This window comes from Streptomyces sp. NPDC093252 (genome assembly GCF_040683675.1).
Taxonomy (GTDB): Bacteria; Actinomycetota; Actinomycetes; order Streptomycetales; family Streptomycetaceae; genus Streptomyces.
In genome coordinates this window covers 36,713-60,710 of the sequence record NZ_JBFBEM010000016.1, presented here as the reverse complement: position 1 = coordinate 60,710, position 23,998 = coordinate 36,713, and the positions used below count along the sequence as shown (strand labels likewise).

At 71.1% G+C, this 23,998-nt stretch carries 25 protein-coding genes; 17 read left to right on the top strand and 8 right to left on the bottom strand.

Features of this window, described 5'->3' with window-relative positions; all coding sequences use genetic code 11:
• Positions 1-200 precede the first annotated feature (200 nt).
• The 5 genes from AB0O01_RS29665 to AB0O01_RS29645 all read right to left on the bottom strand — a co-directional run bounded on the left by AB0O01_RS29665 (position 201) and on the right by AB0O01_RS29645 (position 3,425).
• Positions 201-677: a MarR family transcriptional regulator gene (locus AB0O01_RS29665; RefSeq protein ID WP_365318113.1), complete on the bottom strand. Its 477-nt coding sequence runs from the start codon at positions 675-677 to the stop codon at positions 201-203.
• 92 nt (positions 678-769) lie between these two features.
• Entirely contained in the window at positions 770-1,522 is a 753-nt protein-coding gene (locus tag AB0O01_RS29660; RefSeq protein ID WP_365318375.1) for an AIM24 family protein, read from the bottom strand.
• A 104-nt stretch (positions 1,523-1,626) separates the two neighbouring features.
• Positions 1,627-2,277, bottom strand: coding sequence for an AIM24 family protein (locus AB0O01_RS29655; protein ID WP_365318111.1), 651 nt, complete (start codon positions 2,275-2,277; stop codon positions 1,627-1,629).
• A complete protein-coding gene (locus AB0O01_RS29650) occupies positions 2,277-2,909 on the bottom strand; it encodes an AIM24 family protein (protein WP_365318373.1) in 633 nt (210 codons plus the stop codon). Before AB0O01_RS29650 ends, AB0O01_RS29655 begins: the two co-directional genes overlap by 1 nt.
• Positions 2,910-3,020: 111 nt before the next feature.
• Positions 3,021-3,425 (bottom strand): MarR family transcriptional regulator, encoded by a 405-nt coding sequence (locus AB0O01_RS29645; protein WP_365318372.1) that lies wholly within the window; start codon positions 3,423-3,425, stop codon positions 3,021-3,023.
• 379 nt (positions 3,426-3,804) lie between these two features.
• On the opposite strand from AB0O01_RS29645, the gene AB0O01_RS29640 reads away from it, so the two are divergent.
• The 13 genes from AB0O01_RS29640 to AB0O01_RS29580 all read left to right on the top strand — a co-directional run bounded on the left by AB0O01_RS29640 (position 3,805) and on the right by AB0O01_RS29580 (position 16,808).
• A complete protein-coding gene (locus AB0O01_RS29640; RefSeq protein WP_365318110.1) occupies positions 3,805-4,782 on the top strand; it encodes an alpha/beta hydrolase in 978 nt (325 codons plus the stop codon).
• A gap of 211 nt (positions 4,783-4,993) precedes the next feature.
• Positions 4,994-5,890: an endo alpha-1,4 polygalactosaminidase gene (locus AB0O01_RS29635; protein ID WP_365318108.1), complete on the top strand. Its 897-nt coding sequence runs from the start codon at positions 4,994-4,996 to the stop codon at positions 5,888-5,890.
• 194 nt (positions 5,891-6,084) lie between these two features.
• Entirely contained in the window at positions 6,085-6,429 is a 345-nt protein-coding gene (locus AB0O01_RS29630; RefSeq protein WP_365318106.1) for a DUF3817 domain-containing protein, read from the top strand.
• Positions 6,426-6,722, top strand: a complete 297-nt coding sequence (locus tag AB0O01_RS29625) for an MTH1187 family thiamine-binding protein (protein WP_365318105.1) — start codon at positions 6,426-6,428, stop codon at positions 6,720-6,722. Before AB0O01_RS29630 ends, AB0O01_RS29625 begins: the two co-directional genes overlap by 4 nt.
• A gap of 165 nt (positions 6,723-6,887) precedes the next feature.
• The gene (locus AB0O01_RS29620) at positions 6,888-7,646 is read left to right on the top strand and encodes a hypothetical protein (RefSeq protein ID WP_365318103.1); all 759 of its coding nucleotides are present in this window, start codon (positions 6,888-6,890) and stop codon (positions 7,644-7,646) included.
• A 2-nt stretch (positions 7,647-7,648) separates the two neighbouring features.
• On the top strand, positions 7,649-8,347 hold the full coding sequence (locus AB0O01_RS29615) for a DUF4166 domain-containing protein (RefSeq protein WP_365318370.1): 699 nt from the start codon (positions 7,649-7,651) through the stop codon (positions 8,345-8,347).
• Positions 8,348-8,397: 50 nt separating this feature from the next.
• Complete coding sequence (locus tag AB0O01_RS29610) at positions 8,398-9,048, top strand: TetR/AcrR family transcriptional regulator (protein ID WP_365318368.1); 651 nt, start codon at positions 8,398-8,400, stop codon at positions 9,046-9,048.
• A gap of 208 nt (positions 9,049-9,256) precedes the next feature.
• Positions 9,257-10,486, top strand: a complete 1,230-nt coding sequence (locus tag AB0O01_RS29605) for a helix-turn-helix transcriptional regulator (protein ID WP_365318101.1) — start codon at positions 9,257-9,259, stop codon at positions 10,484-10,486.
• 56 nt (positions 10,487-10,542) lie between these two features.
• Positions 10,543-10,983: a hypothetical protein gene (locus AB0O01_RS29600; protein WP_365318099.1), complete on the top strand. Its 441-nt coding sequence runs from the start codon at positions 10,543-10,545 to the stop codon at positions 10,981-10,983.
• 255 nt (positions 10,984-11,238) lie between these two features.
• Complete coding sequence (locus AB0O01_RS29595) at positions 11,239-12,387, top strand: hypothetical protein (RefSeq protein ID WP_365318097.1); 1,149 nt, start codon at positions 11,239-11,241, stop codon at positions 12,385-12,387.
• Positions 12,351-12,710, top strand: a complete 360-nt coding sequence (locus AB0O01_RS29590) for an ASCH domain-containing protein (protein WP_365318095.1) — start codon at positions 12,351-12,353, stop codon at positions 12,708-12,710. Before AB0O01_RS29595 ends, AB0O01_RS29590 begins: the two co-directional genes overlap by 37 nt.
• Before the next feature lie 393 nt (positions 12,711-13,103).
• Positions 13,104-14,870, top strand: a complete 1,767-nt coding sequence (locus AB0O01_RS29585) for a cellulose synthase catalytic subunit (protein WP_365318366.1) — start codon at positions 13,104-13,106, stop codon at positions 14,868-14,870.
• 3 nt (positions 14,871-14,873) lie between these two features.
• Positions 14,874-16,808 (top strand): kelch motif-containing protein, encoded by a 1,935-nt coding sequence (locus AB0O01_RS29580; RefSeq protein ID WP_365318093.1) that lies wholly within the window; start codon positions 14,874-14,876, stop codon positions 16,806-16,808.
• Positions 16,809-16,819: 11 nt separating this feature from the next.
• On the opposite strand, the gene AB0O01_RS29575 is transcribed toward AB0O01_RS29580, so the two are convergent.
• Both AB0O01_RS29575 and AB0O01_RS29570 read right to left on the bottom strand, forming a co-directional pair.
• Positions 16,820-17,830: a glycoside hydrolase family 6 protein gene (locus AB0O01_RS29575; RefSeq protein WP_365318091.1), complete on the bottom strand. Its 1,011-nt coding sequence runs from the start codon at positions 17,828-17,830 to the stop codon at positions 16,820-16,822.
• Between the two features lie 111 nt (positions 17,831-17,941).
• Positions 17,942-18,991: a DUF5937 family protein gene (locus AB0O01_RS29570; RefSeq protein WP_365318089.1), complete on the bottom strand. Its 1,050-nt coding sequence runs from the start codon at positions 18,989-18,991 to the stop codon at positions 17,942-17,944.
• Positions 18,992-19,224: 233 nt separating this feature from the next.
• Here AB0O01_RS29570 and AB0O01_RS29565 point away from each other — a divergent pair, with 233 nt between their 5' ends.
• The 3 genes from AB0O01_RS29565 (at position 19,225) to AB0O01_RS29555 (ending at position 21,697) form a co-directional block, all read left to right on the top strand.
• Positions 19,225-20,496: an MFS transporter gene (locus tag AB0O01_RS29565; RefSeq protein ID WP_365318087.1), complete on the top strand. Its 1,272-nt coding sequence runs from the start codon at positions 19,225-19,227 to the stop codon at positions 20,494-20,496.
• A 22-nt stretch (positions 20,497-20,518) separates the two neighbouring features.
• The gene (locus AB0O01_RS29560; protein ID WP_365318085.1) at positions 20,519-21,028 is read left to right on the top strand and encodes a MarR family transcriptional regulator; all 510 of its coding nucleotides are present in this window, start codon (positions 20,519-20,521) and stop codon (positions 21,026-21,028) included.
• Positions 21,029-21,226: 198 nt separating this feature from the next.
• The gene (locus tag AB0O01_RS29555; protein WP_365318364.1) at positions 21,227-21,697 is read left to right on the top strand and encodes a hypothetical protein; all 471 of its coding nucleotides are present in this window, start codon (positions 21,227-21,229) and stop codon (positions 21,695-21,697) included.
• 125 nt (positions 21,698-21,822) lie between these two features.
• On the opposite strand, the gene AB0O01_RS29550 is transcribed toward AB0O01_RS29555, so the two are convergent.
• A complete protein-coding gene (locus AB0O01_RS29550) occupies positions 21,823-22,164 on the bottom strand; it encodes a DUF3817 domain-containing protein (RefSeq protein ID WP_365318084.1) in 342 nt (113 codons plus the stop codon).
• Positions 22,165-22,258: 94 nt separating this feature from the next.
• Between AB0O01_RS29550 and AB0O01_RS29545 the strand changes: the two genes are divergently transcribed.
• The gene (locus AB0O01_RS29545; RefSeq protein WP_365318082.1) at positions 22,259-23,959 is read left to right on the top strand and encodes a methylmalonyl-CoA mutase family protein; all 1,701 of its coding nucleotides are present in this window, start codon (positions 22,259-22,261) and stop codon (positions 23,957-23,959) included.
• The last annotated feature ends 39 nt before the right edge of the window (positions 23,960-23,998 follow it).

The following is a 23,998-nucleotide window of genomic DNA, read 5'->3' as shown; positions in this document are numbered from 1 at the left end:
GGGGCGGGGGTGGTGGGGGTGATGGGGGTGGGGGCTGGCCCCCAGCCCTGGGTTCGCCCGGTCCCGGTGGTTCAGGCGGTCCCGTCGGTTGGCCGGTTCCGGTCGTCCGGGCGGTCTACCCGGTCCCGGTCTGCTCGGTCCCGTCAGCCCGCCCGGTCCCGGTGGTCGGGCGGGTCCGTCGGTCCGGGCTGTTCGGTGGGTCAGGGGCGTCCGCGCTGGCCGCGGAGGTGGTCCGCGATCGGCTTGAGGGACTTCTCCAGCTCGGTCAGGGATTCGGGGGTGAGCAGATCCATGAAGTGCTTGCGCACCGACGACACATGGTGCGGCGCGACCCTGCGCATGGTCTCCAGACCGTGTTCGGTGAGGACCGCGAACAGGCCCCGGCGGTCGGACTCGCAGTGCTCCCGCCGGACCAGTTGGGCGTTCTCCATCCGCGTGATCTGGTGCGAGAGGCGGCTCTTGGACTGGAGCGTGGCGGAGGCCAGATCGCTCATCCGCATCCGCAGCTCCTCGGACTCCGAGAGATTCACCAGGATCTCGTAGTCGTTCATCGTCAGGCCGAACGGTTGCAGGTCCTTTTCCAACTGGTACGCCAACAGCTTGTTGACCTCCAGATGGGTGCGCCAGGCACACTGCTCCGCATCGGTCAGCCAGCGCGTGGCCGTCTCCGTCTCCATGAATGAAGTCTACCTAAAAAGTTGAAAGGCGAACTAGTGAGGGTGGTGTGACGGTGCGCACGCGTTCGATGTCACACTCCGCAGACTACCGCTCACAGCCCGAAGCGACGCTGGAGGTCCCCTAGCTGTCCGGGAAGACGCGGTGCGCCGCCTTGCGGTGCGCGCCCTCCGTGTGCCCCGCCGCCGGGCACCCCCGCCTGGTGCGGGACCGTCCCGGTGGTCTGCTCGGCCATCAGCGTCTCGGACGACTGGAGCAGGACCGTTCCGGCGCCCACGAACTCGAACTGGTGCTCCTCCCCGGAGGCCCCGCCCAGCCCCGTCATCGCACGTAGACCGCCCATCAGGCCCGTCATGTACCCGTGGTCGTAGTGATGGCAGGGGGAGGGGCAGTCGGCCCAGCCGACCAGGGCCTGCGGGTCGACCCGGATCGGGGGTTCCATGAAGACCACCGGGCCGTTCGAGGCGGCCACGAACTTTCCGGTTCCGATGAGGGTCAGAAAGCCCGGCACGATCGACTGCTTCAGCGCGAGAGTTGGCTGAAAAGCGAGCAGATTGCCGGAGCGAATGGTCAGATTGCCCTCCTCCAGATCGAAGGAGTTCACATCGAACGCCCGGTCGGCGAGGAGCATCTTGCCGTTGCCCTCCGCCACCACCCAGTCCGCCGCGTGCAGAGGCGAATGGAACGAGGTCCGGACCAGCCGGTCGAGCCGGCCGTGCCCGATCCCGTTGAAGTCGATCGAGCCGTAGTACGAGATCATCTTCCCCTTCTGCAGAAACCACTGGGAGCCCTTCAGCTCCACGCAGAAGGTGTACGCGTTCACGTTGTCGTCGGTCGGCAGGGTCATCGGGTCGTGCACGACGGGACCGGCTCCCGATCCGGCACCCCCTCCGGCACCCCATCCCGCTCCTGGTCCGGATCCCGCTCCCGATCCCGCTCCCGGGTAGGCGCTCACAGCTTCTCCTCCGATGCCTGCACATACACCGCGCCGCTGCCGCTCAGCTCCAACTGGAACGCCTCCCCGGAGCCGCGGCCCACCATGTCCCGCCAGCCGAGGGCGGTCGACAGCTTGTTGCGCACGTCCCCGTGGTGCGCCACATATGCCTGGGGGTCGACATGGACCGGGCGCTGGGGCGTGATCGGTATCTCGAACACCCCGCCGTGCGCCATCACGGCGACTGCGCCGTGGCCCTTCAGGGTCGTGGTGAACAGGCCCTGGCCGCTGACCTGGCCGCGGACCATGCCCATCACCCCGCCCTGCGAGCCCAGGAACAGCGTGCCCTGCTGGAGCGTGCCCTCGAAGGCGAGCAGCCGGTCCGCATCCACGCACAGGGTGTCCCCGGAGAGCTGGATCACCTGGATGTGATGCCCGCCGTGCCCGAACAGGACCGTGCCGCTGCCCTCCACCGTCATCAGCGGGGTGTCCTCGTTCGCCACCCGGCGGCCGATCATCGACATCACGCCGCCCTGCCCGCCCGCGATGTTCGGCGTGAAGCTCACCTCGCCGCGGTACCCGAGCATCGCGCCGCGCTGGCTGAACAGCCGCTGACCGGGCGCGACGGTCGCCTCGACCATCTTGGAGTTGATCTCCCGGAAGCCCATCACACATCCCCCGCGATCGTGTTCCGCTCGCTGGGCTGGACGTAGACCACGCCGTCGCCCTCGAAGCGGATCTGGAACGCCTCGCCGCCGCCCTCGCCGAGCAGCGTCCGGAACGTCACCCCGGACTGGAAGGACTGCCGCAGATTCCCCTGGTGCGCCACATAGGCGCCCGGGTCCACCGTCAGCGGGTACTGCGGGCTCACCCGCAGCAGCACCGCCGGGCCGTCCGACATGAGCGCCGCCATGCCGTGGCCCTCGACCGTCGTCGTGAACAGTCCGTTGCCCTGGGTCGCGCCGCGCAGCCCGGTGAACTGCGTGCCGGTGCGCAGCCCGCCGTCCGTGGCCAGCAGATTGCTGGACTCCACGTACAGGGTCTCGCCCCGCAGGCTCACCAGATTGATCTCGGAGGCCCGGTCCGCGAACCAGACCGTGCCCTGGCCGCGCACCTCCATCACGGTCATCTGCTCACCGGTGAGCCGCCGGGTGACCATGCCCCGGATGCCCTCACCACCGCCGCTGAGCTTCTTGAAGGCCATCTGGCCGTCGTATGCGACCATCGAACCGTTCTTCGCCTTCACGGCGTCCCCGGTCATCTCGACGGCCAGCACCTTGCTGCCTTGAAGTCGAAACATCGCCACGCAGGGGAAGGTACGCCCAGCGGAGCCCCGGCGAACAGGGCCCAAGGGTGGAGAACGACCCTGAGAAGGTCCCCTAGGTACTCCTCCAGGTATCTCCAGGTACCTCTACCGGGACTCCGGCCGCTCCGGCGTCCCCGCCTCCCGGCCCACGTTCGCCGTGAGCAGCCGCAGCAACTGCTTGGCCGTCGCGTCCTGTTCCGGGGTCAGCGCCATCGCGTCGCCCATGGCCGGCGGGACGGCCCCGGCCCGCTCGCGCAGCCGCGCGCCCTCCGGTGTGAGACTGATCTCCACCGAGCGCTCGTCGTCCGCGCGGCGCTCCCGGCGCACCAGGCCGTTCGCCTCCAGCCGCTTCAGCAGCGGGGAGAGCGTGCTCGACTCCAGTTGGAGGGCGGCCCCCAGGTCCCGTACCGACACCGGGCCCCGCTCCCGGTCCCACAGCACGAGCATCGTCAGGTACTGCGGGTAGGTCAGCCCAAGGGTCTCCAGCAGCGGGCGGTACCGGGCGGTCACCGCGCGCTGGGCGGCGTAGAGGGCGAAGCAGAGCTGGTCGTCGAGGAGGAGGGAACCCGGGGCGGAGTCCTTCGGGTCCTTCGGGTCCTTCGGGGGTCCGCCTGCCGGGGTGGTCCCGGAGGGTGCCCCGGGAGATGCCCCGGGAGGTGCCCCGGGAGATGCCCCGGGAGGTGCCCCGGGAGTCGGGGCCGTCTGCTCGCTGGTCATGGCTGCCTCCTCGGGTGCCCTGCGGTCACTCTACCTTTTCGGTCCCTCTCGATTTTATAGCGCCCCAATAAGTTGCGCGCGATTGAGTCGCACGCTACTTTCGAAGGGTGCCGCCCCCCAGGGCCAAGGACGGACGGTCCGGCCCACGGCACACCGACCCGAGGAGGTCGTCATGACCGACACCACCGCCACCGAGCCCCGGCCGGTCGTCCTGGAGCCCGCCGCGAAGGCGTTCGCCGAGGCCACCGGCGCGCCGCCGTTCCTCTTCCAGCTTCCTCCGGCGGACGGCCGCAAGGCGGTCGACGAGGTCCAGTCGGGTGAGATCGCGAAGCCCGAGGTGGATGAGGAGTGGGTCACGGTGGAGGGCGGGCCCACGGGGAGTGTTCCGGTGCGGATCGTGCGGCCGAGGGGTGTCTCGGGGGTGCTGCCGGTGATCGTCTACATCCATGGTGCGGGGTGGGTGTTCGGCAATGCGCACACGCATGACCGGCTGGTGCGTGAGCTGGCTGTGGGGGCGGGTGCCGCGGTGGTGTTCCCGGAGTACGACCGTGCGCCCGAGGCGCGTTATCCGGTGGCCATCGAGCAGAACTGGACGGTGGCCCGGTGGGTGGTCGCGGAGGGTGCCGCCAGGGGGCTGGACGCGGGGCGGATCGCTGTCGCCGGGGACTCGGTGGGCGGGAACATGAGCGCCGCGCTGACGCTGATGGCCAAGGAGCGGGGCGGTCTGGATCTGGTGCAGCAGGTGCTGTTCTATCCGGTGACGGACGCGGCGTTCGACACGCCGTCCTACCGGCAGTTCGCGGAGGGGTTCTTCCTGCGGCGGGACGGTATGCGGTGGTTCTGGGACCAGTACACGACCGATGAGAAGCAGCGTGCGGAGGTCACGGCGTCGCCGTTGCGGGCGTCGCTGGAGCAGTTGGCGGGGCTGCCGCCGGCTCTGGTGATCACGGGTGAGGCGGATGTCCTGCGGGACGAGGGCGAGGCCTACGCGAACAGGCTGCGGGCGGCGGGGGTGGCGGTGACGGCGGTGCGCTACCAGGGGATCATCCATGACTTCGTGATGCTGAACGCGCTGCGGGAGACGCATGCCGCGCAGGCGGCGATCGACCAGGCCGTGGGCGTGCTGCGGAAGGCGCTGGGCACGGACTGAGCGACGGGGCGGGCGGGTGCCACCGGTCCCGTGGCGCCGGGCATCATGAGCGGTGCCGGGCAGTACCGTGTCGTGCCGGGCCGTCGTGTGCGTGACCCCGCGCCACGCCGTGACCCTGCCCCCGCCTCCGCCCGGCACGTGACCCCGGCCCAGCCTCCGCCCCGTACGGTGACCCCGCCCCCGCCCCGCCCCCGCTGAGGAGCCCCACCCCATGCCGCACCGTCCCCGTCCCGCCCTCCCCCGCGCGCTGACGGTGCTGGCGCTGTGCGGGGCGCTCGCCCTCAGCGGCTGCTCCGGCGGCGACGGCACCGACGGCACCGACCGGGCCGGCGGCGACTCCCCGCCCCCGTCCACCCACGCCTCCCCCCGCTCCGGCGAGGTCGCCCTCCCCACCCCCGGGATGCCCTTCGACTACCAGATCGGCGGCGCCTACCCGCCCCCCGAGGGCGTCCGCGCGGTCTCCCGCGACCGGTCCGCGAAGCCCGCCCCCGGCCTCTACAACCTCTGTTACGTCAACGCCTTCCAGGCGCAGGCCGACGCCACCGGCTGGTGGCAGGAGCACCACCCCGACCTCCTCCTTCGCTCCCCGAACGACGGTGGCGAGGGCGGCCTCGTCATCGACCGGGACTGGGACGAGGCCCTCCTCGACGTCTCCACCCCCGCCAAGCGCGAACGCCTCGCGGAGATCGTGGGGGAGTGGATGGACGGCTGCGCCACCGCCGGTTTCCAGGCCGTGGAGGCCGACAACCTCGACTCCCACCTGCGCTCCGAGGGGCTGCTCAGCGCCGCCGACGATCTCGCCTTCGCCGAGCTGCTGGTCGAGCGCGCCCATGCCGCCGGACTGGCGATCGGCCAGAAGAACGCGGCCGAGCTGGCGTCCCGGGGCCGCGCCCTCGGCTTCGACTTCGCGGTGGCCGAGCAGTGCGGCCAGTACGACGAGTGCGGCTCCTACGCGAGCGCCTACGACGACCGGGTCTTCGACATCGAGTACGAGCCGGCCGGTCTCGCCGCCGCCTGCCGCGACTGGGACGACCGGCTCTCGGTGGTCCTCCGGGACGTGGACGTGACCCCCGTCGGTGCCTCCGGCCATGAACGCCGTACCTGCTGAACGCCGTACCTGCTGAACGCCGTACCTGCTGAGCGCCCGCGCGCCCTTCGCCGAGCCCGCCGCGAGGAACGGCGACCCCCGTCCGACCCGGCCCCACCCGCCTGCCACAATGGTGAACGTTTGTGCTTCCGTTCACAAAGGCGTCGGTCCGCAGGGGCCGCCGCCGGATACCCCCGATACGACGAAGGTGACCCGTGGACATCAAGACCGCCGGCGCGCTGCGCCGCCTCCGCCTGGTCTCGGCCCCCGAGGCCATCTCGTTCCTCGTGCTGCTGCTCTGCTCGGTGCTGAAGCGCACGACCGACTTCAACGCGGTGCCCGTGATGGGCGCGGTCCACGGCGTCCTGTTCATCCTGTACGTGCTCTTCTGGGCCGACGCCTGGAACCGGACCAAGTGGCCGATCGGCCGGGCCGCGCTCTACTTCGCCCTCTCCGTCCTCCCCCTCGGCGGCTTCTTCGCCGAGCGGATGCTGAAGCGGGAGGCCGAGGACGCGGTCATCGCCTCGCGCGCCCGCAACGAAGGGGTCGTGAACGCGTGATCGTCGCCTTCTCCGTGACGCCCCTGGGGGTCGGCGAGGACGTCGGGGAGTACGTCGCCGACGCCGTGCGCGTGGTGCGCGAGTCGGGGCTGCCGAACCGTACCGATGCCATGTTCACCTCGGTCGAGGGGGAGTGGGACGAGGTCATGGACGTCGTCAGGCGGGCCGTGGCCGCCGTGGAGGAGCGCGCGCCCCGCGTCTCCCTGGTCCTCAAGGCGGACATCCGGCCCGGTGTGACCGATGGGCTGACCTCCAAGGTGGAGACCGTGGAGCGGCATCTGTCCACCGGCTGACCCCGCCCCGAGCGTTCTGAAACGCTCTGAAACCCTTCTGAAACCCCGGCCCCTCAGGGCCGGGGTTTTCTCGGCCCATCCGATTGAGCACTCGCTCAAATTCCGCTACCGTCGTCACCACAGGCTTTGAGCACTCGCTCACATCGCAGAAGTGGGGGACGGCCCATGAAGCCCACCGCGCTCTACACAGAGACCCGCGTCCGAGCCGACCTGGACACCCTCTGGTCGGCCACCCAGGAACCCGCCCGGCACCGACGCTGGGACCTGCGCTTCACGGAGATCGAGTACCTCCCGCGCGCCGACGGCGAGCCGCAGCGCTTCCGGTACGCCACCCGGCTCCTGCCCTTCCTGACCGTCGCCGGGACCGGCGTCGCGGCCGGGGAGCGGCAGCGCCCCGACGGCACCCGCACCTCCGCCCTGCGCTTCTCCTCCCCGCACCCCCTCTCCCTCCTCGCCGAGGGCAGCGGCTACTGGCGGTACGTGCCGGACGGCGACGGGGTGCGCTTCCTCACCGGCTACGACTACCGCCCCCGCTGGGGCCGCCCCGGCGCCCTCGCCGACCGGTGTCTGTTCCGGCCGCTCATGGGCTGGGCCACGGCCTGGTCCTTCGACCGGCTGCGGCTCTGGCTGGAGCGCGGGATCACCCCCGAGCGGGCGCTGCTGAACTGGCTCGCGGAGATCGCCGTACGGGTCGTGGTCGTCGCCTGCGCGGTGAGCGGGCTGGGGCTGGAGCCGTTGCTGCGGCTGCTCGGGCCGTTCGCCGCGCCGCTGGCGTATCTGCTGCCGGTGCTGCTGCTGACCGCCGTCTGCCTGGCGCTGTTCCTGCCGCCCCGGGTCGGCACGCCCGCCGCCCGGCGCTGTCTGCGCACCCCGCCGACCCGGGTGCGCGCACCCCGGCTGCTGCGCACGCTGGAGACCCCGTGACCATGCCGGCCACCGGCCGCCCCGCCTCGATCTTCCGTACCGCCATGGGCGCCGGGTTCGACCGGCTCCACCCGGAGCTGCGGCGGCGCTTCTCGGTCGGGCTGGACAGCGGAGAGGCGTGCACCGGGCGCGGGGTGATGGACCGGATCTGGCACGGCGGGGCCTTCGTCCGGCCGTTCCTCGCGCTCGGCGCCACCCGCAACATCCTGGTCCCGTGCGAGGGCCGCCGGGTCCCCTTCACCATCGAGAACGTGCCCTACACCGACTCCCACGGCCGTGAGACGGTGACCTTCGTGCGCACATTCGACCTGCCCGGCCGCCCCCGCCGCTTCGACGCCCAGATGGTGCTGGACCCGCGCGGCGACCGCGTCCTCGACTATCTCGGCACCCATCAGCACCTCGCCACCGATCTGCGCCTGCGCGCCGAACCCGACGGATCACTCCTGATCCGGTCCGGCGTCCACCGCTTCCGGGAGGGCCCGGTGGACGTCCGGGTGCCCGCGCTGATCGGCGCCGACGCGGAGGTGCGGGAGTCGTTCGACGAACGCACCGGGAGGTTCCGGATCCGGGTGCGGGTGGTCAACCGGCGGTTCGGACCGCTCTTCGGCTACGAGGGCAGCTTCACCGCCGCCTACACCGACGTCCGCCGCCATGGCGTCCGCCCCGGGCTGCGGCCGGTGCGCGAGGAGGCCCGCGCGTGAGCCCCGAGTCCGAGTCCAATTCCGTGTCCAACTCCGCGTCCGCGAAACCGGTGTCCCCGGAGACCAGGAAGTCCCTGGAGACCAAGACCAAGCTGCTGGAGGGCGCTCTGCGCACCCTCACCGAGCAGGGCATCGCCAAGACCTCGGCCCGCAGTGTCGCGGCGGCGGCCGGGGTCAATCAGGCGCTGGTCTTCTACCACTTCGGCTCGGTGGACGAACTCCTCGCCGCGGCCTGCCGGTACGGGGCGGAGGGGTCGGTCGCCCGGTACCGGGAGCGGTTCGCCGCGGTCGGCTCCCTGGGTGAGCTGCTCGCGCTCGGCCGGGAGATCCATGAGCACGAGCGGGCCGCCGGGCATGTGACCCGGCTCGGGCAACTGCTCGCCGGGGCCCAGACCCACGCCGTCCTCGGCCCGGCGACCGCGGCCGGGCTGGAGCTGTGGATCGTGGAGATCGAGGCGGTCCTCGCCCGGGTGCTCGGGGCTACGCCGTTCGGGGAGTTCGTGGACCCGGCGGGGCTGGCGCGGGCGGTGGCGGCGTCGTTCGTGGGGATCGAGTTGTACGAGGGGGTCGACGGGGAGGGGGCGGGGGCGGCGCTGGCCGCGCTGGAGCAACTGGGGGTGCTGGTCGGGGCGTTGGAGGAGCTGGGGCCCGTGGCGCAGCGGGCGGTGCGGCATCGGTTGCGGAGGGCTTCGGGGCGGTGAGGGGGGAGTGGGTGCGGTCGAGGGGTGGGTGCGGGCGGGTGGGGGCCGGTCACGCAGTTCCCCGCGCCCCTTGGGGGGCGGCCCCCTGGAGCACTCCACACCCGGCCCACGACCTGGGTACCGTCAAGGATGGAAGCCCCGACGGATGGAGCACGATGTCTCGCCGCCCGCTGGATCGCCGGCGCCTCACCCTCAGGGGGGCGCGCTGATGCTGGAAGAAGCCGAAGAGATCGGCCGTCGCGTACGACGCGCACGGCTGCGTCTCGGCATGACGCAAGCCGACCTCGCCGCCGCACTGGGCAAGACGCAGGGCTGGGTGTCCAAGATGGAGCGCGGGCACATCGAACTCGACCGTGTCGGCCTGCTCAACCTGCTCGCCTCGGAGCTGCACGTACACCCGAATGACCTGATCGGGCGGCCGTACAACAGCTCTCCGGCGGAGAACCAGTGGCAGATCTCCGCCGCGGCGATCATGCGTGAGCTGCGCCGCTACGACCTCGCCCCGGTCTTCGACGGGACGCCGCGCCCCGCACGTCAGCTCTGGCAGGAGACCACCCGCCTGCACCGTCTCCGCGACGCCGCCGCGAACGTGGCGATCATGGAGATCCTCCCCGACCTGTTCCGTGAGGCGCGCGCCCTGGCCGAAGTCTCCACCGAGCACGAGCGGGAAGAGGCGTACGCGATCTACGCGGTGTGCTGCAAGTTCGCTCACACCGCCGGGCACGCCCTTGGACACCCTGAGCTGATCGCCATGGCGTGCGAACGCGCCGCATGGTCCGCACAACTGTCCGGCGACCCGGTGCTACCCGCCGTCGCCGACTGGATGCGAGTCTGGGACATGTGGGCAACCGCGGACTGGTCTGACGCCGTCGCCCTGTCCGACAAGGCGATCCGCAGTGTGCAGCAGGACTACGACCGGGGCGAACCGTTGGCCGTACGGGCCTGGGGGGCGCTGCAACTGCGCGCGGCCGTCTCGGCTGCCCGGGGTGGTCGCAAAGCCGAAGCGAAGGACCGGATCAAGCACGCGCGCGGTGCGGCCGAGCGGATGACAGAGGCCGTCGGCCCTCCGGTCTACGACCGCCACAGCCTCACCTTCTCGCCCGGGAACGTCCAGATCCACGCGATCAGCGTCGCCCTGGAGATGCACGAGCAACGCGAGGCGCTGTCGATAAACCGGCGCACGGGCAAGGAACTGGTCGCGTCGCTCCCGAACTCCCGCCAAGGCCACCACCACATGGACCTCGCCCGCGCCTGGCTGTGGGACGGAAACCGGGACAAGGCACTGACGGAACTGGAGAAGGCCGAGACCATCGCCCCCCAGCTCGTCCGCAATCACCCCATCGCCCGGTCAACGCTGCGCAGCGTCGTGTACGCCGAGCGGGCGAACACCCGCGAGAAGCTGCGGCGCATGTCAGATCGGTTCCGTCTCGACGGCTGAGGGCCGTATTCCTGCGGTTCATGTTGGGGCCCCGTCGCTCTTCGTAGCTTCGGGGCATGGCCGAACAGACCTCGCATCAACCTCATTCGCCAAGCGCCGAGTTGACCCCCGGCCTTCCCTTCCACCCCCGCCTCGGTGACCTCGCCCACGACCTGGCCAAGGGAGGGGCGATCGGGGTGGTCGTCGCTCTGCCCAGCAGCACTTCGGCGTCGTACCACCTGCGCCCGCCCGGCGGTGGTGCCGACTGGCGGGCCAGGAACGACGGAAGCACCCTGCGCCCCGTGCCGGTCCCGGTCACGCACGTCACGCCCATGCAGCGCGATGCCGTCTATGACCACCGCGCGCAACAGGCCGCGGTACCGGTCACGGTGCACTACGAGCACGGCGGCACCTGCGAGACCGTACTCGTGCTCACCCCGGGGCAGGTCGAGCTGCACTGCATCCAACTCGGCCGGCTCATCGAGGCGCGGGAATCGGCTCGGGAGCATGAGCGGTGACGCCAGCCGTGCTGACGCCCGCTCCGCTGGTCTCCGCACGCTTCCGGATGCCGTTGCCGATCGCCTTGCGGGGACGGGCCGCCACAGGCGACGGCCTAGGCCTCGCACCAGCCGATGACCCCGTCGTCCCCTGTGCCTCTGCTTGGTCCCCGCCGTGCGGGGGCGGGTGGGGCGTCGACCGGAGCTGTACCGCTGAACGCACATACGCCGCCTCCGCGGCGAGTCCTGCTCTCAACCACCGAGGGGAAGACTGCGGTGACCACCTATCCCGTATCACCGAACACCGTGCTCGCCAACGTGCTCATGAGCGCCGAGGATCTGCTGAGGCCGCAGATCATCAGCACTGCGCCTGACCGGGTCGTTTTCGTGGTGGGCACACAGATCAACGGAGCACCGCACGTCGGAACGTCCCTGGTCCAGTCGCTCACGTTCGTCATCGCCGCCCGTATCCGAGACAGGTTCGGCGTACCGGCCGAAGTCCGGTTCAGCGCGCTCGACAACGCCCCGTACGCCATCGTCACCGACAAGGAGACCGGTCACCGGTACCAGCGGGCCTATGCCCAAGCCCTCGGCGCGGTCGGTATCACCGAACAGGTCGAGAAGCTGTACCGGCCACTGTTCACCGCGCTGTCGGACCGGCTGAGCCTGCCCTTCTCGGTCGAGACGTACACCCAGCAGCAATCGAACGAGCACTTCCGGCGTACCTGGCTGCGGGTGCTGCCCCGGATGGACGCCGCCCGGTGGTACCTGTCCCCATCGTCCGGTGTGCCGCACGTCCGTGTCCCCTGCCCACGTCCTGGCTGCGGGTGGGCCGAGAAGCACGCCGAGCGCACCCGTGTCCGTGACGACGGTTTCGAGCGGGCAACCGTCTCGGCCGTGTGCCTGCACCATGGCGAGTACGAGGTGGCCATCGAGCCCACCGGCGGTGGCTACCTCGACCTGGCCACGCTGTATCGCAACCTGGTCAAAGAACTGGCCACCGGCAGCGGGCGCGGCGCTCTGCACGTCATGGTCAAGGGCAGCGACTGGATGCCGGGATGCATTCTCGTGGACGGTGCTCTCCAAGCGGTCGGCCTCACCCGCGGACAGTTGCCCGCCCGGCTGTTCTGCCCCCAGGTCGTCACGGACACGGGGGCGAAACTGTCCAAGTCCCTCATCCGCGAGGGGCGCGCGCCCTTGCCCGACGGCGCGGCCCCGTGGATGCTCGACACCCGCGAGTGGCCGGGGTCGTTGCCTGAGTACGTCGACCGTCTGCTCGGTCTGGCTGATGTGTTGCTCGCCGACCCTCGCCATTTCTACCGCTCGTACTCGGCCGGCGAACTCGGCCGACTCATGTCCACCGCATCACCTAGGAGCGTTCCCGCCCGATGTCGGAAATCGCCGCCGCGCGCGTCCACGAACTGAATCTCTATCGCCGGTACTTCGACCTGGTGGCCGCCGGTCAGAAGACGATCGAAGTACGGGTGAAGTATCCCCGGTTGGAAGACCTGGCCTCCGGTGATGTCATCCGCTTCCGAATCAAGGGCACCGACGAGACATGTGACGTGCTGGTCAAGCGAGTCACGGAGTACGAGACCTTCGAGGCACTGCTCGACGGAGAGGGCCCGGCGAACGTCAATCCGGCTTCCTCCCGCGAGCAGCAGCTCGCCAACATCCGCGAGATCTACGCGGCGGAGAAGGAGGCACTCGGCGTGCTCGCCATCGAAGTCGAGTTGCTGCCCCGGTAGAGCATCGTGCCGTCCCCGCTCCCGCCAGAGGGCGCACGGCCACCCACAGTGAGCGAAACGGACCGACCCTTCAGCCTGGACGGCAACAAGGGTGGTCCGGTGCTGGGGCCCGTCAGGACCCCGGTATCGGTGGTACCCGGACGGTTGGCGCGCGCTCGAACGCGGGTGCGCCAGCAACCCCGCACCGGTCTCAGCCATGCTTCCTCGATGCGTCAGAGGCTGTGACCACAGGGCTCCTACTGAGCGCGCCCAGAGCCCTGCGTTCACTGTCGTCACCAGCACTGGCGGGGCCCGAACCGTCCCCCACCTGGACGCCCTCCATTCGACATGCCTCGCAAAGTGCACTTCTGTGTGGATATCGACTCGTTCGATCTTCACTTCAGGGAGGGCGCTGTGCGGCCCGAGGGCTATGACTACGACACCCACAGCCGACTCGCCGGGCCGCTCACCGAGCCGTCCGGTCACGCGTATCAGGTGGAGTACACCTCGCTGCTCGCGCGTGAGCCGCACCGAATACGGGCGGTCCTGCTGATGGCCCTCGCGCCGGTCCTCACCGGCGTTCTGCTGGTCTACCTCGTCTGGCCCAGTCACTGGGTGGAGCGCGAGGGCGGTGAGCGGTGGCTGGTCTGGCTCGACGCCACCATGCTCATATCCGTCGGCCTGATCGGGCTGTTCATGGTCGTCAACGTGGCCTCCGTGGCCCACGCCACCATGGTCGCCCGCGATCCCCTGCCGGTCCGCCCCGAGCCCGGCACCCGGGTCGCCTTCCTCACGACGTACGTCCCCGGCAAAGAGCCGCTCGCCATGGTCCGCGCCACCCTCGAAGGCGCCACCCGGATCACCCACCCCGGCCCGCTCGACGTCTGGCTGCTGGACGAGGGCGACGACCCGCAGGCCCGCGCGCTCTGCGCGGAACTCGGCGTCCACCACTTCACCCGGCACGGCGTCCCCGAGTGGAACCGCCCCTCCGGTGTCCACAAGGCCCGCACCAAGCACGGCAACTACAACGCCTGGATCGCCCGGCACGGCGACGCGTACGAGTTCTTCGCCTCCGTCGACACCGACCATGTCCCGCTCCCGAACTTCCTGGAGCGGATGATGGGCTACTTCCGGGACCCGGACATCGCCTTCGTCGTCGGACCGCAGGTCTACGGGAACTATGACCACCCCGTCACCAAGGCCGCCGAGTCGCAGCAGTTCCTCTTCCACGCGCTGATCCAGCGGGCCGGGAACCGCTACCGGGCGCCCATGTTCGTCGGCACCAACAACGTCGTCCGGATCGACGCCGTCCGGCAGATCGGCGGGCTGTACGACTCCATCACCGAGGACATGGCCACCGGCTTCGAACTGCACCGGCGCCGCAATCCCCGTACCGGGCACCACTGGCGGTCGGTGTACACCCCGGACGTGCTGGCCGTGGGGGAGGGGCCGGCGTCCTGGACCGACTTCTTCACCCAGCAGCTCCGCTGGTCGCGCGGGACGTACGAGACACTGTTCACCCAGTACTGGAAGGCCCCGTTCAGCATGCCTCCCGGGCGGCTGTTCTCGTACTCGCTGATGCTCGTCTACTACCCGATGACGGCCGTGAACTGGCTGCTGGGGATGGTGAGCTGTGTGCTGTTCCTGTGGTTCGGGGCGTCCGGCACCCAGGTCACCGCCTCCGTCTGGCTGATGCTCTACAGCGATGCCGCCGCCCTCCAGATCGGCCTGTATCTCTGGAACCGGCGCCACAATGTCTCTCCGCACGAGCCGAGCGGCTCCGGCGGGCTGGCCGGGATGGCGATGTCGGCGCTGTCCGCGCCCATCTATCTGAAGTCGTTCGGCGAGGCGGTGACCCGGCGCCCCAGCCGGTTCGTGGTCACCCCCAAGGGCGACGGGGCCAGCCCCGACCGGGCGGCGACCTTCCGCATCCACCTCGGCTGGGCGCTGCTGCTCGCCACCTCCCTGGCCGCGTCCGTGGTCCTCGGCCACACCCATGCCGCCATGCGCACCTGGGCGGTCCTCGCCCTGCTCATCTCGCTGGCCCCGGTCGCCGTCTGGGCCACCGGACTGCTCGGCGAGCGCCGGGAACGCCAGGCAGCGGCCCTGCTGGACCACGTCCCGGAGCCCTGCGAACCCGCTCTCGCCGCCGTCCCCACCACCACGACCGGAGGTGACTAGGCCATGCCCGCCTACCAGCCCTCGCCCAGGACGAGGAAGACCGTGCTCGGCATCGGCGGAGTCGCCCTGCTGCTCGGTCTGAACGCCCCGGCCGCCCTCGACTTCGCCGGTGAGAGGTACCACGACTACAAGATCTCCCGGCCGGAGTACCTGGCCCGCTACGGCTCCTGGGACCAGATATCCATCCCGGACGAGTACCGCACCAACGCCATCCACGCCGCCCTGCTGCACACCGGCAAGGTGCTGATCGTGGCCGGGTCGGGCAACGAGCAGCGCAAGTTCGACCAGGGGTCCTTCGACACCGTGCTGTGGGATCCGAGGACCAATGTCTTCCGGAAGGTCCCGACGCCCGAGGACTTCTTCTGCGCGGGCCACGCCCAGCTTCCCGACGGACGGCTCCTGGTGGCCGGGGGCACCGCCCGCTACGAACTCCTCGACGGCGAGGTCGAGCGGGCGGGCGGCGGTATGCGGGTCAAGAACGAGAACCCGGACAAGGCCGTCTTCCTCCGCAAGGGCACCCGGTTCCGCTCACCGGCCGGGGTCGAGTACACCACCCGCTTCGACGTCACCGTGCCCCGCGCGAAGAAGACCACCGGCGGCGAGCGCGGGGTGACCGTCACCGCCAGCGAGGCCCGGGTCTTCGTCGAGGCCGTCGAGTCCGGCCCCCTCTCGGTCACCGAGAAGCAGACCCAGTACGAGGTCGTCGGCCTGACCGGCGTGGACGCCGCCAACACCTATGGCCTCAGTGAGCGCATCAGCCTCGACAAGCAGGACTTCCAGGGCATCCGCGCGGCCTACGAGTTCGACCCGGTCGCCGAGAAGTACCTCCCCGTCGACCCGATGGACAAGGCCCGCTGGTACCCGACGCTGGTCGGGCTCGACGACGGGCGGGTCCTGGCCGTCTCCGGGCTGGACGACGTCGGCATGATCGACCCCGGGGACAACGAGATCTACGACCCGGAGACCAAGAAGTGGACGCCGGGTCCCCGGCAGTACTTCCCGACCTACCCCGCGCTCTTCCTGACCCGGGGCGGCAAGCTCTTCTACTCGGCGGCCAACGCCGGGTACGGGCCCGCCGGCCAGGGGCGTGAGCCCGGCATCTGGGACCTGGAGAAGAACACCTTCACCAAGGTGCCCGGCCTGCGCGACCCCGACCAGACCGAGACGGCCGCCTCCCTCCTCCTGCCGCCCGCGCAGGACCAGAAGGTGATGATCCTGGGCGGCGGGGGCGTCGGCGAGTCGTCCAGGGCCACCCCGCGTACCGCCGTGGTCGACCTCAAGGCCGACAACCCGGTGTTCAAGGACGGCCCGGACCTCCCGCAGGGCACGCGCTATCTGAACAGCGTGATCATGCCGGACGACACCGTCTTCACCTCCAACGGCTCCTCCGACTACCGGGGCCGCAGCGCCAGCAACATCCTCAGGGCGCAGTTCTACGACCCGAAGGCCAACACCTTCCGGGAGGCCGCCGCCCCCGAGGTGGGCCGCAACTACCACTCCGAGGGGCTGCTGCTGCCGGACGGCCGGGTCGCCACCTTCGGCTCCGACCCCCTCTTCGACGACCAGCAGAACACCAAGCTCGGCCACTTCGAGCAGCGGATGGAGGTCTTCACCCCGCCCGCCCTGCACCGCAACGGCGCCACCCGCCCGGCCCTGGCGGACGGCCCGGAGAGGCCCGCCGCCGACGGCACGGTCACCTACCGCACCGACCACCCCGACCGGATCGCGCGGGCCCGGCTGATGCGGCCCAGCGCCGTCACCCACACCACGGATGTCGAGCAGCGCTCGATCGACGTCCGGGTCACCAAGCAGGGCGACCGGGTGACGGTCGCGGTTCCCGCCGACCGGACCCTCGTCCCGCCCGGCTGGTACATGCTCTTCGTCACCGACGCCGACGGGACCCCGTCGGAGGCCAAGTGGATCCAGGTGGGGAAGTAGAGGGTCTCTCCCTATGCCCGGGAGCCCGCGCCCCGCGCCAGCTCCAGGGCGTACTCCGGCCACCAGCGCCCGGCCTGCGGACCGCCCTCGCAGGAGCCGTCCGACTCGCCGGGCCGCTTGATCCACAGATAGGCGTCGAGTCCGCGCACCCCGGTGCCGTCCGTGGGCCGGGTGCCCAGCGACCGGCCGGGCGGGTTGCACCAGACCCCGTCGAGCGGGCCCGTGCCGTTGCGGCTGGTGTCGATGACGAAGTGCCGCCCGCCCAGCGCCTTCGACAGCTCCTGTCCGTAGGCGGTCGCCACCGCGTCCGTCTGGAAGTTGGCGACATTGAGCGCGAACCCGTCCGCGTCCGCCACCCCGGCCCGCTTCAGCGGCTCCACCAGCTTCCAGGGCTCCTTGATCCAGGCCGGGTTGCCCGCGTCGAGATACACCCGGGTGTGCGGCTGCCGCTTCAGCCGGGTGACGGCCTCGCGCAGCAGCAGCTCCCGCTCCGGCTCCAGCTCCACGGGGGTGCAGCCCGAGATGACATGCGCGATGGCGTCCGGCTCCAGCACGACCAGCGCCCTGGTGTCCCCGATCGCCGCGGCGAACCGGTCGATCCAGTCCCGGTAGGCGTCGGCGTCGGCGGCACCGCCCGCGGAGTGCTGACCGCAGTCGCGGTGCGGGATGTTGTACGCCGCCAGCAGCAGCGTGCGATCCGCCCGGCGGGCGGCGCGGGCCGCGGCGGCGATGCGGGGGCCCGGGTCGGTCTCCCCGGCCGGCCAGAGCGCGGCGGGCTGCTCGGCGATCCGGCGCAGCGCCTCCGCGTCCGCGTCCCGGCCCTGCTGTCGCCAGGTCCGGATCTGCCGGGCGGCCGGGCTGTCCGGGTCGACCCAGAACGGGGAGGTCGCGGCCCGTGCCGACCGCGAGGCGGGCCCGGTGACGGACGCCTCACCCACCTCGGGCGCGGCCCCGCACCCCGCGAGGAGCCCGGACACCGCGAGCGACGCGCACGCCACGAGGGGCTGGACCGGCCGGGACATACGGCTCCCTGAAACTACGACGAGGGCGAGAGAACGCCCATACATTCGCATAACTGATCAAATATCACCGGCATGACATGGAGCCCCGCACCGAGAGACACACCGAACGGATCAGCCGCCCGCTCCGCCCATCACTCCCTCCCCGCCCTCGTTGTCCATGGCGTCCATGGCTCCGCTCTCGGCGAGGAGCGCGCTGCCCAGGGGCGTCCGCTCGTAGTGCACCTGGTGGCCGTACCGGCGGGAGAGGAGCAGCCCGGAGGCGCGCAGGGTGGTGAGGTGGGCCGAGACGGAGGACGGGGCGAGCCCGAGGCGATGGGCCAGCGCGCTGGTGGTGGCCGGTTCGTCCAGCGCGGCGAGCACGGCGGCCCGGCCCCGCCCCAGGAGCCGTCCCAGGGTCGCGAGGGCGTCCGGGGTGCGGTCGCCCGGCGCGGCCCACAGCCCGGCGAGCCCCCGGGCCGGATAGACGAGGGTCGGCTGCCACGGCGGCTCGAAACCGCTCACCACATCCGGCCAGGAGAACACGCTGGGCATCAGCACCAGCCCTCCGCCGTCCAGGTCCCGCCCGTGATCGGGCTTGCCCGCGACGGTGAGCAGCCGCCCGGAGAGGGAGATACGGCGGTCCAGTTCCGGCAGCAGCGCGCCCAGGCCGACCGAGGCGAGCCGCCGGGAGTGGAACGCCACATCCGCCTCCAGCAGGGCGCGCAGCCGGGGCCAGTCGGGGGCGATCAGCACCTGCCAGGCGGCCTCCAGCAGATCGGCGAGGTGCTGGATCGTCCGGGCGGGGTCGGCCAGCAGCGCCCTGCCCTCCGGGGAGCGCAGGGCGCCGGGGGTGTCGGCGAGGGCCATGGCCAGATCGGCGCGGGCGGCCTCGGGGTCGGCGCCGCGCACCCGGGCGATCTCCTCGTCGAAGGTGGCCGCGGGCCCGATCGGGGGCGGGCCCATGAAGTCGGGGCTGTGCCCGCGGCGGGGCATCAGCAGCCGGAAGGGCGCCAGATCGAGGCCGCGGGCGGCCCGGCGGGCGCGGCGCAGCCAGGGCACGTGATACCCGTGCCGGTCGGGCCGCCCCAGCGTGCGCACGGCCTCCTGGGTCTCCCAGAGCGGGGAGAGGGCGAACCGGCAGCGCAGCAGGTCCTCGTCGGTGAGGCGCAGGTGGTAGGGCATGGCGGCCGGGTGCTCCTCGTCGGGACGGTCCGTCCGGTGGTGTCCCGAGTACTGGGGGGTGACCCGGACATCCGGTGGTGAGCCGAGCACTCGTACCCGGGGGTGGCCCGGACATCTGGTGGTGACCCGAGTGCTCGTTCCCGGCGTTGATCCGACCACCCGGCGATGCCCCGAACATTCGGCGGTGGCCGAAACTCTAACGCCCCCGCCCCCCGACTCCCCACCCTCTCCCCATGACCGAAGCCCCTCCCCCTCCCCTCTCCCTGCCCGGTTACGCGGCCGTCTTCGCCGTCCGCGAGTTCCGTACCGTCTTCGCCGCGCACGCGCTGTCCCTGCTGGGGGTGGTGGTCGGCGAGATCGCGCTGACCGTCCTCGTCTACGACCTGACCGGCTCACCCCTGCTCAGCGCGCTGGTCTTCGCGCTGGGCTTCCTGCCGTATCTGCTCGGCGGCACGCTGCTGTCCGGGGTGGCCGACCGCTTCCCGGCCCGCCGGGTGCTGGTGGTGTGCGATCTGGTGTGCGCGGGGTGTGCGCTGCTGATGGCGCTGCCGGCCACCCCGGTGGCGGCGCTGCTGGCGCTGCGGTGTGTGATCGCGGCGGTGGCGCCGGTGTTCACCGGGACGCGGACGGCCACGCTGGCGGACCTCCTCGGCACCGGGGACCTGTTCGTGCTGGGGCGGTCGCTGCTGCGGATGGTGTCGCAGAGTTCGGTGCTGGTGGGCTTCGGGATGGGCGGCGTCCTGCTGACCGTCGTCCCCCCGAGGGGCGCCCTGACCATCACCGTCTGCACCTTCCTCCTCTCCGCGCTGCTGCTCCGCCTGGGCACGCGCCGCCGCCCGGCGAGGGGCGGTTCGTCCGGCGGCCTCGTCTCCTACTCCCTCTCCGGGGTGCGGGAGATCTTCGGGCACCGCAGGCTGCGCGCCCTGCTGCTGCTCCTCTGGCTGCCGCCGATGTTCGTGGTGGCGCCGGAGGCACTGGCGGCGGCGTACGCGGACGAGATCGGGGTGGGGACGGCGGGGGTGGGGCTGCTGATGTGCGCGATGCCGGTCGGGACGATCGCCGGGGAGCTGTACGCGGGCTCGGCGCTCTCCCCGGGCACCCGTTCCCGCCTGGTCCTCCCCCTCCTCACTCTGGGCCTGCTCCCTCTCCTCGTCTACGCCCTCGGCCCCGGCCTGCCCTGGATCCTGACGGCCCTGGTGGTGACCGGCCTCTCGGGCGCCTACACGCTGGGCGCGGACCGCTGGTTCGTGGACGCGGTGCCGGAGGAACTGCGGGGCCGGGCGATGACCGTGCAGACGGCCGGGCTGATGACGATCCAGGGCGTGGGGATGGCCCTGGCGGGCGCGGCGGCGGAGTTCTGGCCGGTGGGGACGGTGGTCGCGGGGGTGGCGGTGGTGGGGACGGTGTGCTGCGCGCTGCTGGCGTGGGAGGTGCGCCGGACGGGGAGCCGGGCCGCCGCCGCGGGGCGGGGACCGAAGGACGAGACAGGGCTGACCGCCATATGACCGACGGGTAGGGTCTGATGCCGTGCCGAAGCCGCTCAGTCTCCCGTTCGACCCCATCGCGCGCGCCGACGAACTCTGGAAGCAGCGCTGGGGCAGCGTCCCTTCGATGGCCGCGATCACCTCGATCATGCGGGCCCAGCAGATCCTGCTGGCCGAGGTGGACGCGGTGGTGAAACCGTACGGTCTGACCTTCGCCCGCTACGAGGCCCTGGTCCTGCTCACCTTCTCCAAGGCGGGCGAACTGCCGATGTCGAAGATCGGCGAGCGCCTGATGGTCCACCCCACCTCCGTCACCAACACGGTCGACCGTCTGATGAAGTCCGGCCTGGTCGCCAAACGCCCCAATCCCAACGACGGCCGGGGCACCCTCGCCGTGATCACCGACAAGGGCCGCGAGGTGGTGGAGTCCGCCACGCGGGACCTGATGTCCATGGACTTCGGCCTGGGTGTCTACGACGCCGAGGAGTGCTCGGAGATCTTCGCGATGCTGCGTCCGCTGCGGGTGGCGGCGGAGGATTTCGAGGAGCAGTGACCTGTTCCGGGCGCGGTGAGCGAGGGCTCGGGGCGACTCCGGTCAACGGGGTACGGGCGGCTCCCACTTGATGGTGATCCTGCCGCCGGTGATGCGCGTAGACAGCGTCGGGGCCTCGGTGCGCTGCCAGGCTGTGGGCCGATATCCGGATGATCCAAGTCCGGATCGGCCCGAGCTGAGGAAGACCACGTGTTGAGGATGAAGAAGTGCGTGCGCGGTGCGCTGACCGCCTTGAGCGCCGGGGCACTGGCTGTCACGGTGACATTCGGTGCGGCGGGTACCGCGCAGGCGAGCGCCACCGGCACCACGGCAGTCGGCACCTTCAGCTACGAAGTGCGCGGCGCGAGCGTCAAGGTTCCGACCGGCTGCTTCCTGACCCACACCGTCAAGGGGTCCGGCAAGAAGATCACCAGCCAGCTCGCCGGTATCGACTGCGCGGGCCTCGCCGTGACCTTCTCGCAGTTCTGCAACTGGCGCATCGACTTCTCCTACGCCGACACGAACAACAAGACGTACAAGACCGCGCGTGGGGCCACGCACTCCGAGTGCAAGGGCAATCCACTGCGCCGGGCCGGGAAACGGACCCTGTCGAAGTACGGGAAGGCGTGTGCGAAGTTCTTCGTGAACGGCAAGCTGCGAGCGACCCAGTGCCACTACATCACCAAGTGACCGGCTGCCTCACCGGGTGATGGGCCCCCCGCCGCAGACGGTGCGGCGGGTCCCCCGGGCCTTCAGCGCCCGGTCCTCGGAACCCGGTCCCTGGGGCTCGGCCCTCGGGCCCGGTACGGGGCCGCTCAAACCGCGGCGGGCCGCGGCGCGGCCCCGCCCTCGATCAGCGGCTGGACCTCGCGGGTCACCCGGCGCTCGACGAAGAAGGCGGCGGTCGGGATCGTCCCGGCGAGCAGCACCCAGAGCAGCCGGGCGACCGGCATCTTCGCCTTGTTGCCGAGATCGAAGGCGAAGAGCAGGTAGAGGATGTAGAGCCAGCCGTGCGCGATGCCGACGACCGTGCTGAAGCTGTCGAAGCCGTCGATGTTCAGCAGGCGGTTTCCGATGAAGGCCACCGTCAGCAGGATCAGCAGGACGGCCGTGACGTAGGCCATCACGCGGTAGCGGGTCAGGACGCTCTTCTTCATGGCGACGAGCGTAGCCGGTGCCCTCTGAGCCCTGGAGCATGGCTCCTGACCTGCATCACTGTCGTTTACTTGGACGTCCTAGTAAATTTGTCACATGGACGCTGACGCCATCCAGGAGGGTCGCCGTCGCTGGCAGGCCCGGTTCGATGCCGCTCGGAAGCGGGAGGCGGACTTCAGCACGCTCTCCGGGGACGCGGTGGAGCCGGTGTACGGGCCCAGGGACGGGGACCGGTACGCGGGCTTCGAGCGGATCGGGTGGCCGGGGGAGTACCCCTTCACGCGCGGGCTGTATTCGACCGGGTACCGGGGGCGGACCTGGACGATCCGGCAGTTCGCCGGGTTCGGGAACGCCGGGCAGGCCAATGAGCGATACAAGATGATCCTCGCCGCGGGCGGCGGCGGGCTCTCCGTCGCGTTCGACATGCCGACACTCATGGGCCGCGACTCCGACGACCCCCGCTCGCTCGGCGAGGTCGGGCACTGCGGGACCGCCGTCGACTCCGCCGCCGACATGGACGTCCTGTTCCGGGGCATCCCGCTGGGGGAGGTGACGACCTCCATGACGATCAGCGGACCCGCCGTCCCCGTCTTCTGCATGTACCTCGTCGCCGCCGAACGGCAGGGCGTCGACCCCGGCCTCCTCAACGGCACGCTCCAGACCGACATCTTCAAGGAGTACATCGCCCAGAAGGAGTGGCTCTTCCCGCCCGAGCCGCACCTCCGGCTCATCGGCGACCTCATGGAGTACTGCGCCGAGCGCATCCCCGCCTACAAGCCGCTCTCCGTCTCCGGCTACCACATCCGCGAGGCCGGAGCCACGGCCGCCCAGGAACTGGCCTACACCCTCTCGGACGGCTTCGGCTACGTCGAACTGGGGCTCAGCCGGGGCCTGGACGTGGACGCCTTCGCCCCCGGCCTGTCCTTCTTCTTCGACGCCCATGTCGACTTCTTCGAGGAGATCGCCAAGTTCCGCGCCGCCCGCCGGATCTGGGCGCGCCAACTGCGGGACGTGTACGGGGCGAAGAGCGACAAGGCGCAGTGGCTGCGCTTCCACACCCAGACCGCCGGTGTCTCCCTCACCGCCCAGCAGCCGTACAACAATGTGGTGCGTACGGCTGTGGAGGCCCTCGCGGCCGTGCTGGGCGGCACCAACTCGCTGCACACCAACGCCCTGGACGAGACCCTCGCCCTGCCCGGCGAGCAGGCCGCCGAGATCGCCCTGCGCACCCAGCAGGTGCTCATGGAGGAGACCGGGGTGGCCAACGTCGCCGACCCGCTGGGCGGTTCCTGGTACGTCGAGCAGCTCACCGACCGCATCGAGGCCGACGCCGAGAAGATCTTCGAGCAGATCCGGGAACGCGGGCTGCGCGCCCACCCCGACGGACGGCACCCCGTCGGGCCGATGACCTCCGGCATCCTGCGCGGCATCGAGGACGGCTGGTTCACCGGCGAGATCGCCGAGTCCGCCTTCCGCTACCAGCGGGCCCTGGAGAAGGGCGACAAGCGGGTCGTCGGCGTCAATGTCCACACCGGCTCGGTCACCGGCGACCTGGAGATCCTGCGGGTCGGCCACGAGGTGGAGGGCGAGCAGGTACGGGAGCTGGGGGAGCGGAAGGGGCGGCGGGACGAGCGGGCGGTCCGGGCCGCGCTGGAGGCGATGGTCGCCGCCGCCCGCGACGGGGCCAACATGATCCCCCCGATGGTGGACGCCGTCCGCACGGAGGCCACGCTGGGCGAGATCTGCGGGGTGCTGCGGGAGGAGTGGGGGGTGTATGTGGAACCGGCGGGGTTCTAGGCGCGCGTCCTGGTGAGTTCGGGTTCCCCCTCCATCGTT